This is a genomic window from Flavobacterium psychroterrae (assembly GCF_018380615.1).
GTDB lineage: Bacteria > Bacteroidota > Bacteroidia > Flavobacteriales > Flavobacteriaceae > Flavobacterium > Flavobacterium psychroterrae.
In genome coordinates this window covers 114,909-128,664 of the sequence record NZ_JAGYVZ010000003.1, presented here as the reverse complement: position 1 = coordinate 128,664, position 13,756 = coordinate 114,909, and the positions used below count along the sequence as shown (strand labels likewise).

9 protein-coding genes are annotated in these 13,756 nt (G+C 34.9%); all 9 read right to left on the bottom strand.

Features of this window, described 5'->3' with window-relative positions; translation table 11 throughout:
* Positions 1-169: 169 nt before the first annotated feature.
* A complete protein-coding gene (locus KHA90_RS04520; protein WP_244860249.1) occupies positions 170-2,350 on the bottom strand; it encodes a glycoside hydrolase family 97 protein in 2,181 nt (726 codons plus the stop codon).
* Positions 2,351-2,399: 49 nt separating this feature from the next.
* Positions 2,400-3,782, bottom strand: a complete 1,383-nt coding sequence (locus KHA90_RS04515) for an alpha-amylase family glycosyl hydrolase (protein ID WP_213295878.1) — start codon at positions 3,780-3,782, stop codon at positions 2,400-2,402.
* A gap of 116 nt (positions 3,783-3,898) precedes the next feature.
* Positions 3,899-5,005 (bottom strand): SusE domain-containing protein, encoded by a 1,107-nt coding sequence (locus KHA90_RS04510; RefSeq protein ID WP_213295877.1) that lies wholly within the window; start codon positions 5,003-5,005, stop codon positions 3,899-3,901.
* A gap of 13 nt (positions 5,006-5,018) precedes the next feature.
* Positions 5,019-6,527, bottom strand: coding sequence for a RagB/SusD family nutrient uptake outer membrane protein (locus KHA90_RS04505; RefSeq protein WP_213295876.1), 1,509 nt, complete (start codon positions 6,525-6,527; stop codon positions 5,019-5,021).
* An 8-nt stretch (positions 6,528-6,535) separates the two neighbouring features.
* Entirely contained in the window at positions 6,536-9,748 is a 3,213-nt protein-coding gene (locus KHA90_RS04500) for a TonB-dependent receptor (protein WP_244860248.1), read from the bottom strand.
* Positions 9,749-9,938: 190 nt separating this feature from the next.
* Complete coding sequence (locus tag KHA90_RS04495) at positions 9,939-11,120, bottom strand: FecR family protein (protein ID WP_213295874.1); 1,182 nt, start codon at positions 11,118-11,120, stop codon at positions 9,939-9,941.
* A 495-nt stretch (positions 11,121-11,615) separates the two neighbouring features.
* Positions 11,616-12,179: an RNA polymerase sigma factor gene (locus tag KHA90_RS04490; RefSeq protein ID WP_213295873.1), complete on the bottom strand. Its 564-nt coding sequence runs from the start codon at positions 12,177-12,179 to the stop codon at positions 11,616-11,618.
* 392 nt (positions 12,180-12,571) lie between these two features.
* Positions 12,572-13,228, bottom strand: coding sequence for an aspartate kinase (locus KHA90_RS04485; RefSeq protein ID WP_089477609.1), 657 nt, complete (start codon positions 13,226-13,228; stop codon positions 12,572-12,574).
* A 120-nt stretch (positions 13,229-13,348) separates the two neighbouring features.
* Complete coding sequence (locus KHA90_RS04480) at positions 13,349-13,720, bottom strand: YraN family protein (protein WP_213295872.1); 372 nt, start codon at positions 13,718-13,720, stop codon at positions 13,349-13,351.
* Between the last annotated feature and the right edge of the window lie 36 nt (positions 13,721-13,756).

Below are 13,756 nucleotides of genomic sequence, written 5' to 3'. Positions count from 1 at the left end.
TAGTTTTCAAGTAGTAAAATTTTAATTTTGTCCATAAAAAGACATAGGTATTGCCACGAATTTCACGAATTAGCACAAATTTTAATCTGCAGTCTTAATTCGTGTCAATTCGTGAAATTTGTGGCAAAAAGCTTAGAGACTTAGGAGCTCAGAACCTTAGCATCTTAAATTATAACTTTTTCAATCCCTTTAATTCTGTAGCATTTCCTTCTTTGATGCTAATGGCAACACCTCCGCCCGGAGCTAAATACTGTTTTAAAATTGTTTTTGAGGTTACAACAACTTTAGTAACAGTATATTTTTGCGGATTCTGGTTCCAGTTTGCTTCTTTCGCGTCAGCATAAATAGTAGCGATGAATTTTTTTCCGGCAGGTAAATAATCAAAAGTAATATTGGCCGTTCTTGCGTTTTCATCTGTAATTCCGCCTACAAACCAAGCATCTTTTCCTTTAGCTTTACGAGCGATTGTAATATAATCTCCAGGTTCAGCTTCAAGGATATAACTGTTATCCCAATCAACAGCAACATCTTTTATGAACTGAAAAGCATCTGGAAAACGCTCGTAGTTTCCGGGAATATCTGCGGCCATTTGCAACGGACTGTACATTGTAACATAATACGCCAATTGTTTTACCAAAGTTGTATTGACACGTTGAGAACTTCCGGTTCCGTAATACGAAAGATCTGTTTGGAAAATTCCAGGCGTATAATCCATTGGTCCGCCCATTAGACGTGTAAACGGCAAAATCGTAGTGTGATCCGGCACTAAACCTCCCATAGATTCAAACTCAGTTCCGCGAGCAGATTCCTGAGCGATCCAGTTCGGGAAAGTTCGGTTTAAACCCGTTGGACGAACCGCTTCGTGACTATCGATCATAATTTTATAATCGGCGGCACGTTTGGCTACGTTGATGTAATGATTCACCATCCATTGTCCGTCATGGTGTTCGCCACGCGGAATAATTTTCCCTACATAACCTGTTTTTACAGCATCATAACCGTTGTCATTCATAAACTGAAAAGCACGATCTAAACGACGCTCATAATTAGTTGCAGATCCTGAAGTTTCGTGGTGCATGATAATTTTTACTCCTTTTGAAGCGGCATAGGCATGAACTGCTTTTACATCAAAATCCGGATAAGCGGTTACGTAATCAAAAACTTCCTCTTTCCAGTTGTTGATCCAGTCTTCCCAACCAATGTTCCAGCCTTCGATAAGGATGGCATCAAAACCATTTTTAGAGGCAAAATCAATGTATTCTTTTGCACGTTCTGTTGTAGCTCCGTGTTTTCCGTTTGGTGTTAGCTTAGAAAAATCATCCGTTAATTTTACATTGTTTTCTTTTCCAAAAGCCCATGTACTTTTTCCGGCAACAAAATATTCCCACCAGATCCCGATGTATTTCACCGGTTTAATCCACGAAACATCTTTGTAACTTGTAGGTTCGTTGAGGTTCAAAATTAGTTTTGAAGCCAAAATTTCTGTTGCTTTATCGCTTACAACAATAGTTCTCCAGGGCGATTGTGCATCTGTCTGGATATATCCTTTTGCACCAACGGCATCCGGCGCTAAATGACTTACCATTTTGTTGGTTTTAGCATCAACTTCAAGATACATTGCAGGATAATTAATCAAACCAGCTTCGTGAATATTGATGTATAAACCATCATCAGATTTCATCATGGATGGCGTTTGCACAGATAATTCCTTGATAGGCCATTGTGCATTGATTTCGATAGTTGCTTTTTTCATCAACGAAGGAACTTCAGAAATTTTCGAAGTTGTATATGCATATTCGTTCGTATCATAATCTCCCGGAATCCAGAAAATTTTATGATCTCCTGCCAGTTGAAATTCGGTACGTTCTTCCTTAATGACAAAATAACTCAAATCATTTTGTTTTGGAAACTCATATCTAAAACCCAATCCGTCGTTGAATAAACGGAAACGAATTCGAATATATCTGTTGTTGTTTTTGGCTTGAGCCAAAGTAACAACCATTTCGTTGTAATTGTTGCGAATTGTTTTTTCTTCACCTAAAACAGGATTCCAAGTATCATCTACTGTAGATTGTGCTGTATTTGTAACGGTAAAACCATCCAAAAACGAAGGCATATTTTGTAGTTCTAAACCCAAAGAACTTGGTTTTATAACTGCTTTTTGTTTATATGATAATTGGTAAGATGGAATTCCACCTTCTTTCAATTCAAATTTTAAAGAAAGATTTTTGTTTGGGGAAGTTATTTCCTGAGCGTGAATCCAGAAGGAATTGGCGCATATAAAAAGTAACAACGCTATTTTTTTGCTTAAACGAATTTGAAGCGGCATTTTTTGGGATTGAAAATTCATGTTATTTAGTTTTTTGCAAATCTAATTTAATTTTAAAGTTGCGTGGGTATTAATTCTTCAATATTAGATATTGAAAGGGAAGTAAAGTGATTTCGGCGCCAAGAGTCACTGAAGTTTCTGTGATAGCATCTTTCCAGGTTGCTTTTAATGAATTGGCTACCAGATATTTTACAGAATTATTGGTTAGGTTAGAAAGTACTAAAACTTTTTCGGAATCTTTTACCATCGTAAAAGCACTTATGGCATCGCTGCTATATCCTGTGTAAATTCCTCTTTTAACGGCGTTGCTGGTGTTTCTAAAAGCAATTATTTTTTTGTATTCGGCTAACATTGAGGCATCTGCGGTTGTCCAGTCAATTGGAGTTTTAGCAAAATAATTAAGCCTTTTGTCATATCCTACTTCTTGTCCGTTGTAAATCATTGGAACAGATTTCATGTATGCTGCAACAACAAAAGTGGCGATAGATCCTTTTTTACCTCCAAAAAGTTCTAACGGCGTTCCTTCTGAAAGGTTCACATCATGATTGCTGGTATATCTTACCACTCTGTTTTCAGTATTATAATTGTTCGCATATTCTGTAGCATTAGAATCCTGAATTGTAGTTACTGATTTACTTTCTTTAAATATTTTTTCTAATGTGCTGAAGAAGTTGAATCCAAAAGTATAATCAAAACCAGAAGCAAAATGATTGACTTTTGAACCTTCTGCTAACATTAATATGGTCTGATTTTTTTTGATGCTTCTTAATTTCGTAATTGCATCTGACCAAAATGTTTGCGGAACAAAATCGGCATAATCACATCTAAAACCATCAATGTTGGCATTATAAACCCAATATTCCATAGCATCGATCATCGCGCTTTTCATTTCGGTATTATTGAAATTCAATTGTGCTACATCATTATAATTTGTTCCCGGCGGAATAATAATATTTCCTTTGTCATCTTGTTGATACCAATTTTTATGTTGTGTAATCCACGCATTATCCCATGAAGTATGATTGGCAACCCAATCCAGAACAACTGCCATATTTTTTTTGTGAGCCTCTTCAACCAAAACCTGAAGATCCTGTAAAGTTCCAAAATCCGGATTTACAGCTTTGTAATCCTGAACGGCATAAGGCGAACCTAATTCTCCTGAAGCTTTTACTTTCCCGACAGGATAAATAGGCATTAAATAAATAACATTTGCGCCTAATTCCTGAATTTGCGTTAATCTTTCCTGAACGCCTTTTAATGTTCCTGCCTGACTAAATGCACGAATGTTGACCTGATAAATTACGGCATCTTCCTTACTTGGCATTTTTTCGAAAGAAGTTCCATATTGTGTATATGGAGAATCTGGAGTTTTTGCATCGTCATCAGAAGAACTGCAGGAAAGAAACGCTAAAGCAAGCAGCAATGTTTGAACGATTTTTATATTTGATTTCATGTTTTTTTGAATTTGATTTTAATAAGTCCAGAGTTTGTTTTTAAGTTTAAGATATCCTGCCTTTCGCTCAAAAAAGGCAGGTATCACTCTAACTAATCCAGCTTATTAATGTTAGATTATTTTTTAACTATTGTACAAGTTGCAGTTGCAGGATATCCTGTTGTTGCCGGATCTACATCGTTTATTGTAAAGGTTATTTCGTAAGTTCCCGGTTCGCCAATATCATAAGCACCGCCATTATCCTTATTGATTGTATTTGTTGACGCATCAGCTGGTCCGTAGTTTACATCCCATTTATCATTTAATCTGAATTTTAAAGCTCCTGCTAATAAATTGGCAGTTACTTTCCAGGTTTTAGTTTCATGGTTGTACGACATTGGTATAGAATGATTCCATCCGTAATCTTTATCTTCCGGTGTTGCTGCATGAGTTGAAGATCCTACGATTCCCCAGGCATAGGGAGTAGAAGTCCATTTTAGAGTATTTAAATTTACTTTTATCTGAAAAGATCCTTCTCCAGGTAAATTGAAATCAGTATCACTCATGTTTTTTAAATCAGCATTTGTAGCGCCTGCGCCGTAAAACTGCGCCCAGTTTCTGGCTGTATTTAATTTAAATCCGGTGCCATAACCCGGAAGAACAGTTACATAACCTTGGTAAACACCTTTTGATATTGCACTTAAAGCTAAAGCCTTGTCGACATTCCATTCTCCCTGATATGCTCCCGGCATATAAATTTCGCCAAAAGCAACACTTTTTTCATAAGGTGTAACGGTTAAAGTAATAGGATCAGAGTAGATTTTTCGATCCAGTGCGGCTTCTACACGAACTACTAATTTTCCGGCAATATCCGGCTGAAGTCCTAAGTCTGTAGCGATTTTATTTAAATCTATGGCAATAAATGACTTGCTTAAAACATCTTCGCCAACAACAATTCTTTTGGCTTTTTCCCACGCATTGCTGCCGCTGGTGTCGCCAACTAAATCAAATTGAATGGCATACGTAACCGGCGCATCAATGGGGAAGGTTACTTTTGGCCACGAGACAAGTAAAGCATTATCATCTGCGGTATCTTCTGTCAGCACTATTGTACTTGAAGAAACTTCAATTGCAGAAGGAAAACTAACAGATTTTAATGTCGTTAACTGACCTTCACTTTCACAGGAAGCGCCCAGAACAAGCAAGCTTCCTAAAAGGAATAATTTACTAATATATTTTTTCATGATTGTTTTGTTTTTAGTAACCCGGGTTTTGTTTCAGTCCGCGATTTGCATCTAAAGCAGATGTTGGGATTGGGAATAATTTTCGGAAAGCAGGAGATGCAGGTCTGAATTCGTTTGCCAGTAAAAACTTCTCAAAACGAATCATGTCTTGTCTTCTGTGACCTTCCCAGTTGAGTTCGAATCCTCTTTCGTTATAAATATCATCAAGAGTTGGGTTTGCAGCTAATGCATCTAAACCGGCACGTTGTCTGATTTGATCTACAAAAGGTTTTGCAGCTCCGGGATTTCCTAATCGGGCATTACACTCCGCCATCATTAAAATTACATCAGCATATCTAAAAATTGGAAAGTCATTTGAAGCTCCTCCGCCACTTTTTGCACCTGCGGGATAAAATTTAACATTACGAACTCCTGCCTGAGGATCAGCTCCGGGATTGTCAAGAGAAGCTACTTCAAGGGTATAATTATATCCTCCCGGTTGTTCGCCCACTAAAAATTGTTGTCTTCTAATATCTGTTAAAGCATATTTAAGGAAGAAATCCTTAGGAACAATAGTTCCGTTCCAGCCCGCCATTCCAAATAACGCGGTACCATGAGGACCATATACACTACGAACGGCATAAATGTTACGGGAAACGACATCCAGAGTGGCGTAAATAGGCAAAATGGTTTCATCTTCCGGAAGTACATCTCCAAACAATTCATAATATTTATTACCTAACGGGCTAGAAGCATTTGCTGCTCCGGAATGTAGTGCAAACCCACCTTCGCTCACTTTGTTACAAGCCGCTAAACATTCGCTCCATTTTGCTTCGCCTGTATAAACCTGAGCGTTTAGATATACTTTTGCAAGTAAAGTATAACCTGCCCATTTATTGAATCTTCCGTAATAATTTCCCCCTCTGGTTCCAGAAAGTAGTTCTACATTTTCGGTTAATTCTTTTACAATAAAGCTGTAAATTTCCTTACGGCTTGATTGCGGAATTTTATCTACAGTAATATTATTATCTGTAAAAAAAGGAACATCGCCATAATCATCAATTAGTAAATAATAAAAGAAAGCGCGTAATACTTTGGCTTCGGCAATTTTTGAAGCTTCGGCATTTGATTTTTCTAATAATCCAACGGCTAAATTGGCATTGAAAACTGATTTGTATAACCAGTTCCATGTATTGTTTATGATAAAATCTGTTGGCAGCCATTCATGTTTATGCAAACGTGCAAAATCTTGTTGCCAGTCTCCTGTATTTCTATGCGGAATCACTTGCTCGTCAGACGACATACAGTTCATGTCATACCAGCCGTTATCAGCACCTGCATATCCAACACCTGGTATATTGTTACGTTGAAAGTCGCCCGGAATTTCGGCATAAACGCTTGCAAGAGCAATATTGGCTCCTTCAGGCGTGCCATAAAATTCGTCGGCAGGATATTTATCGTACACATTTTCGCTGATATCTGTACATCCAAAAAGGGCTAGGAAACAAACGCTTCCTGCTATTAATATATTTTTAATTTTCATCTCTTTTACTATTTAAATTTTACAGTCAGACCAAATGCAACACTTCTTGTGCGAGGGTAAATTCCCCTGTCGCCACCAAAGTTATCAGCTGGATTACCACTTCCACTTATATTCAATTCCGGATCAAGACCTGTATAATCTGTAATCAGTAATAAGTTGTTTCCTGTAAGAGAAAGTCGGATAGAGTCTACGTATTTATCTGTAAATCGGAAAGTATATCCGGCAGTTACATTTTCTAAACGAATAAATGAACCATCTTCTAACCACAAATCAGATCCATATGGAGAAGAATGAATTCCTTTGTCAACAGCACTTTCTAAAATGTTTGATTTACCGGTGTTCTCCAGCATGCTTAAGTTTTGGTTCAGTGCGTTGTAGATTTTATTTCCTCCGGAACCTCTTACAAGTACAGAAGCGTCAAAATTTTTGTATCTGTATGAAGGGTTAAATGCAAAAGTGTAAGTTGGTAATGCTGAACCTGCATAATAGCGATCAGGGCTTTTAACACCTTGATCAATAACACCGTTTCCGTCACGATCTTTTACTGTTTCGACACCATTATCATTTATACCGGTATGTTCTAAGATATAAAATGCTCCAACCGGTTTTCCTTGTACTAAATAAGAATTTGCAGCTCCCCAGCCTACATAATCTGTGTTTAAAGGAATACCATTGATACTTCCGCTCAAATTAAGGACTTCGTTTTTCATTAAGGATACATTTCCGGCTAATGTAAATGTGCTGTTTTCGGTTTTGATAACATCATATGCAAGAGCAATCTCAAGACCTTTGTTTGAAATACTTCCTACGTTTGCTTTTATTTGATTGTATGGATAGGGTGGTTGAGGTACCGTGTAATCAAATAATAAATTATCTGTTGTAGAATCATAAACATCTACACTACCTCTTAATCTATTGTTTAACAAGGCAAAATCAAGACCAATATTAGTCTGTTTTTTGGTTTCCCATTGCAAATCAGCATTTGCATTTTGAGTAATGTTGAAATTGGTAATAGGCATTCCTCCAAAATAAGTTGTTCCTGCACTACCCACTAATGACAATGAGGTTTGTGGATAAAGACCTTGTTGATTACCGGTTTCTCCGTATCCCACACGCAACTTTAATTCATTAAATAAAGTTTGAGTTGACATGAATGATTCTTTGTTAATTTGCCATGCAACAGATGCTGATGGGAAATTTCCCCATTTGTTGTTTGCTCCAAATACAGATGAACCATCACGTCTGATACTTGCTGTAAGTAAATAACGATCTAATAAAGAGTAGTTTAATCTTCCTAAATAAGAAACTAAAGTTCGGTCATTTTTATAAGAAGAAATATCTGAAGATTGTACTTTCGAAAAATCTCCAAATTGTAATGCGTTGTAAGTAGTTTTATCATTTATAAAACCTCTTGCCTGCGCATAATTTCCCTGATACGCCTGACTTTGCCATTCATATAATGCCAATACATTGAAACTATGGATCCCGAAAGTTTTTTTATAATTAAGACTTATATTGGTTAATTTTTCATTTTGTCTTTCGTTTTTAATATTAGCATATCCTTTTTGATCAATTGCCAAAGCATCTGTTGATTCTGCCGGCATGAAATATCCAATAGTTGTATTTGTTTTTCTCCAGCTTCCAAACCAGTTTGCCGAAAAACCTTTGCCTAAATCTAATTCGGCTTTTAAACTTCCAAATAAATTATCACTTTGTCTTTCATTTGTAGCGGTTTGAGCCACTGCGTAAGGATTTAAATATTGAAAAACCGTTGGATCTGTATAATAGGTTCCGTTAGTATTAAAAACAGGATCAGTTGGTCTTGCCAATAATGAATTTGTAATCAGATTTGACTTATACGAAACGGTTCCTACTTCGCCAATACTGCTTGTTACATTATTTACTCCGGTATTTAAATTAAAAGTCAATTTTAATTGATCATTAAGAGCCAATTGCGTTGCCTGAATACGACCAATATATTTTTGATTACTGGAGTTAATTACAACTCCATCTTGTAATATAGCAGTTAATGAAGCTCTGTAATTGAATTTATCAGTTCCTCCTCCAAAAGAAAGAGTATGCGTTTGAGTGATTCCGGTTTGCGTTAAAAGACCGTACCAATCTGTATTTGAACCATGATTTGCAGATGCCGGAACCCCAACACTCTGAGCAGTTGCCCACCATTGGTCAGCATCTAACATCTCCAGTTTTTTTGGAATAAAATCGATTGAAGTAGAACCAATATATTCCATAGTGGTTTTTCCTGCTTTGTTCTTTTTAGTTGTTACAATAATAACTCCGGGCGCTCCTCTTGAACCGTAAACAGCTGTAGCCGAAGCATCTTTTAAAACATCTATACTTTCAATTTCGCTTGGCGGAACCTGATTTAGTAAATCCATGTTTCCCTGAATTCCGTCAACGACTACAAGGGGATCATTTCCTCCAATTAAAGAAGAAATTCCACGAATACGAACACTTGGTCCTGAACCCGGTTCACTACCAATTTGAGTAATATTTACACCGGCTGCCTTTCCTGCAATCAATTGCAACGGATTCACAATTGCGCCCTGATTCATATCTTTTGCAGCTATGGAAGAAACGGCTCCCGTAACATCTTTTCGGGCTGTAGAACCGTATCCTACAACTACTATTTCCTGCAAATCTGTAGCATCAGGCATAAGCTGAATATTGATAACGGTTTGGTTAGCCACTACTTTTTTTTCTTTATAGCCAACAAAAGATACAATGATTACCGAAGAAGCACTTTCTACAGTAAGTTTGTATTTTCCGTCAAAATCAGTTACCATTCCATTTTTTGTTCCCTCTTCAATAACCGAAGCTCCCGGCAAAGGCAAACCATTTTCATCCGTAATAATTCCGGATACAGTTTGTTTTTGAAATTGTGTATTTTGTGTTTTGAGTTCTGGCTTTTTTAGAATAATCTGAGTGTCTCTAACTTTAAATTCAGTGGGAGTTCCTTTAAAAAGTTTATCTAAAACAATATTGATATTCTGGTCTTTTACTGATATAGAAATAACACGATCAAGGTCGATGTCACTTAGTTTGTAAATAAACCTGAAATCTGTTTTTTGTTCAATGGTCTCAATAACCTTCTCGATTGTTGAATTGTTTAATTCAAGAGTTACTTTTGTTTTTTGGGCATAAGTATTTCCTCTAATATTAAACATGGCGACCAAAATAAGTAGTGTAGTTAGTTTCAATTTTAGGTCATTTTGGAACAATGAGTATAGGAACCCAATGTTCTTAGATTTTTTTTTCATAATTTTGTTAATTGATTGTAGTTAATTCGTTATATTCAATCACTTAGTAAATCGGAAATTGTTCGCAGCTCTTTCCGATTTTTTTATTCCTGTAGTTTTAGTTCTTCATAATTTGTCATGTTTTTTGTGGTTATTTAATTAGTATCTGATTGTTTTTTATGATGTAATGTATGCCGTGAATGTCATTGAAATAGCTCATAACTTTCTCAATAGATTCGTCGTTAAAACTTGCATTGAATTTTTCGCCGGCTAATTTTTCGTTTTTGTTTACAATTGTAACATTGTAGCGTCTTTCCAGCTTGGTAATTATATTTTTGAAAGTCATATTTCTAAAAGTCAAACCGCCATTTATCCATGAAGTATAAATATCAGTAATGACCGGTTTTGTAGAAATTAAAGTATTTTCTCTATTGAAACTTCCTTTGTAACCCGGTTTTAAGATGGTGTTTTTTGCAGCATCAAAATCTTCATTTGAACGGTACATTCCCACAGAACCTTCAACCAAAACAACATCTGTTTCTGCATCTTCAGGATAATTAGAAACATTAAAATGAGTTCCTAAAACACGCACATTCAAGGCATCTGCATTTACAATAAAGGGATGTTTTTTATCTTTGGCAACATCAAAGAAAGCTTCACCATCCAAAAAAACTTGTCGGTTTTCACCCGCAATAAATTTCACGGGATATTTAAGAGTTGTGCCTGAATTTAAGTGAACAAGCGTTCCGTCTGACAATTGCAATTTGAATTTTTTACCGTACGGAATTTTTATCGTGTTGTAAGTTACCTGCTCTAAATTAGAACTGTTTCCGTAAACAATTTTATCTCCGTTTTGATTTCCAACCACATTTCCGTGCGCATCTTTTACCTGAACCGAATTATTTTCGGATATAATCTGAACTTTTCCATCTTCTAATTGCAATACGATATCAGTACTTTTAAAGTCGAATTTAGGTTCTGTTTTAGCGGTATTGAAAATTCCTTTTTGATAAGCAAGACCAATTCCTAATAGAACCACTAAAGAAGCGGCAATCGAAATGTATTTTTTGAAATTTGATTTTTTACGAGTAATTTCTATTACCGTTTCCTTTTCTTGTGAGTTGGCCAAAATGTTTGCAAAAATAGAATCAGCAGTTTTGGGATCCATTTTGGGTATTTCGGTCAAAAGATTTTGAATATCTTCTACCGAAGGGAAATCATTCGTAAGTTTATTTTTTTTATAATAGTCGATTACCTCGCTTGTTTCATCGGGTGTACATTGGTTCAAAACAAACTTTTGTAAAATTGTTTTTATTTCAGAATTTGAATTCATTACGAATTGATTTAGGTCCGGGTTTTATATAATACAGTTGAAAGCAAGTTGAGTACTACTCAAACGTTGTAAATTTTTTATTTTTAACGTTTTCGAAGGAGATTATTGGGGTGATAAAACTTGGTAAGTGTTGATTTTATTGAGGTTTATGTTAAAAAAGTTTTTTAAAAATATTTTAATTTTTTTGACGATAAATGAGTTGTTTTTCATTTCGAGGAATAAGGAATCTCCGCAACGTGACTAAACCCAACAGGTTTTTAAAACCTGTTGGGTTTGCTATTCACTTCAGTTTTGTCATCTCGATCGGAAGGAGAGATCACACTAGAAACTCCGCAAACAAAATCGCCAATCTTTGTAGAATTACGAGTGAGATTTCTCCCTTCGGTCGAAGATGACAAACTTTGCACTCTTTGCGTAAACCTTTGCGAACTTCGCGCTAAATCAAAAAAAATCACTCTAAAAGAGTGATTTTGATGGTTAACTTGGTTTTGTGGTTTAGATAATTTCGTCATGAACCTGAAAAAAGACTCGCATTGATTCTAACGCTTTACTCATTTGATTCCTGACTGTATTGATTGAGATGCCGAGTTCCTGACTAATTTCTTCATAACTCATGCCTTTTTTACGGGACATCTTAAAAATTTGCTTTCGTTTTGGCGGCAATTGTTTCATTGCTTCTTTCCTGAGTTTTTTACAATCTTCTTCTCGAATCGAATAATCTCCATATTCATGAGATTTCTGACTTTCGTAAAAAATGGCTTCTTTCAGCAAAGCATCATTTGCAGCTTTGTTGAGGCAGTTAAATGCCTGATTTCTGGCAATGGTAAAAATATATGCTTTAAAAGATTGTTCGAGATTTAAGTTTTCACGATGTTGCCAGACTTTCATAAAAACATCCTGTACATTTTCTTCAGCAGCTTCTTTTGATTTTAATAAACTAATACTATACCCATATATATCCTGATAATATAAATCAAAAAGCGAACGAAATGCTTTTTCGTTGCCATTTTTGAGTTCACTCACCAATAATTTTTCGCTATAGTCTTTCGTTTCTAACATTAATTTAATTAGTCGTATTTAAATCTAATTATATTATGATACTATCAAAATGGGTACTGTAATTTGCTGACTGATTAGCAAATATATAAAAATATTATTCGCAACAAATTATATTAAAAAAAACTTAATTATATTTTTTTTAATATAATTTGTATTGAATCCCGCTAAAGCCAATTGTAAATCGCTCTTTTTCAAGTCTGTGTTTTTTAACTGATATTTTTAAATTGATTATTTAGATGTGTAATTATTGCGAATATTCTTATTTAAGATGTTGTATTTGATGATTAGACAATAGGATATAACAAAAAAATCCTTTTATCTTTTTTAAAAGACAAAAGGATTTTATAAGATGGAGAATTTGAAAATGTAATTGTGTTAAATTAAATTTTTATTTAGTTTTTCAAATCTTTTATAACTTTAAAAGCAACATCAACCTGATCTTCTCCAACTAAAATGGTGAATTCATTCGAAGTAGAAATTACCTCGTTGATAATGATTCCTTCCCAAGCCAAACGTTGAAAGATGAAATAGTAAATTCCCGGAACAACGATATTTTCTTTCGGTAATTTTACGGTAATAGAAGCTAAATTATCTAATTTCTGAATTAATTTTTCTCTCACAAAGTGCTTTTCAACTAAATGATTTACACTGCTGCTAACAACGATATTAGTTTCATTTACACCACGTGATGAGGTATAAAATATATCAGATAAGGCATTTATGTCAGAGATTAAATCGGCTTGTTTGTTTAAAACCGTTTCTGATGCAGCAAAAGTATAATCCGTCAATTCAGATCGAACTGTGATTTCACCAATATTCTTGATTACCTTATTAATTTTATGATTTAATTTAAAATCCAGTTCTTCGGTGAGTCGTTTTAAGGACATTACAACTGCGCCTTGTTTGACTTCTTTACCAAATTCACTTTCTAATTCGGTCATAATATTCCGGGAAAGAGAAGTTAGGTTAATGATTCCAAGCGATAACGCATTTAATAAAAAGGGTTTCGTTTTAATGTAATTTTCGACGATTGAAGAAACGGTTTTCATAATTTTTTTCTTTTTTTTTGTAACTTAATTGTGGTTGTTTGGTGTAATAGCGATGTTATAAATCTTGACAAAGATAAATAAAAAAACAATTTGTTACAAATATAACAATAAAAATTTATGTTAAAAATGATAAAAAGCGTCTGTAAGATGTTCAATTGCAAATGTTTCGCCGCTTTTATGAATGGCAATAATATCAAATCTAATATTCAAATTGTCACAAAAATCCTTTTGCCTATCGTTTATGTAGGCATTTACTGCTTTAATAAGAAGTTGAATTTTTTTAGGCTTGACAAAATCTTGTGGAGCACCAAAATCCAAACTTGATCTGGTTTTAACTTCAATAACCGCTAAAATTTCATCTTTTAGTGCAATAATATCAATTTCAGCCTTTTGAAAAATCCAGTTTCTATCCAGAATTTTATAGCCTTCTTTCTGAAGAAATTCTACAGCAAGATTTTCTCCTTTTTTCCCTAATTCATTATGTTCGGCCATTTTTTTAATTGTGAATTATAAGTTGTGAATTATGAA

Bases quoted from the DNA above. Each gene is read 5' to 3' on its own strand.
- KHA90_RS04480 (WP_213295872.1), bottom strand. From the start codon at position 13,720: ATGGCCGAACATAATGAATTAGGGAAAAAAGGAGAAAATCTTGCTGTA.
- KHA90_RS04490 (WP_213295873.1), bottom strand. From the start codon at position 12,179: ATGTTAGAAACGAAAGACTATAGCGAAAAATTATTGGTGAGTGAACTC.
- KHA90_RS04515 (WP_213295878.1), bottom strand. From the start codon at position 3,782: ATGAAATCAAATATAAAAATCGTTCAAACATTGCTGCTTGCTTTAGCG.
- KHA90_RS04520 (WP_244860249.1), bottom strand. From the start codon at position 2,350: ATGAATTTTCAATCCCAAAAAATGCCGCTTCAAATTCGTTTAAGCAAA.
- KHA90_RS04485 (WP_089477609.1), bottom strand. From the start codon at position 13,228: ATGAAAACCGTTTCTTCAATCGTCGAAAATTACATTAAAACGAAACCC.
- KHA90_RS04495 (WP_213295874.1), bottom strand. From the start codon at position 11,120: ATGAATTCAAATTCTGAAATAAAAACAATTTTACAAAAGTTTGTTTTG.
- KHA90_RS04510 (WP_213295877.1), bottom strand. From the start codon at position 5,005: ATGAAAAAATATATTAGTAAATTATTCCTTTTAGGAAGCTTGCTTGTT.
- KHA90_RS04505 (WP_213295876.1), bottom strand. From the start codon at position 6,527: ATGAAAATTAAAAATATATTAATAGCAGGAAGCGTTTGTTTCCTAGCC.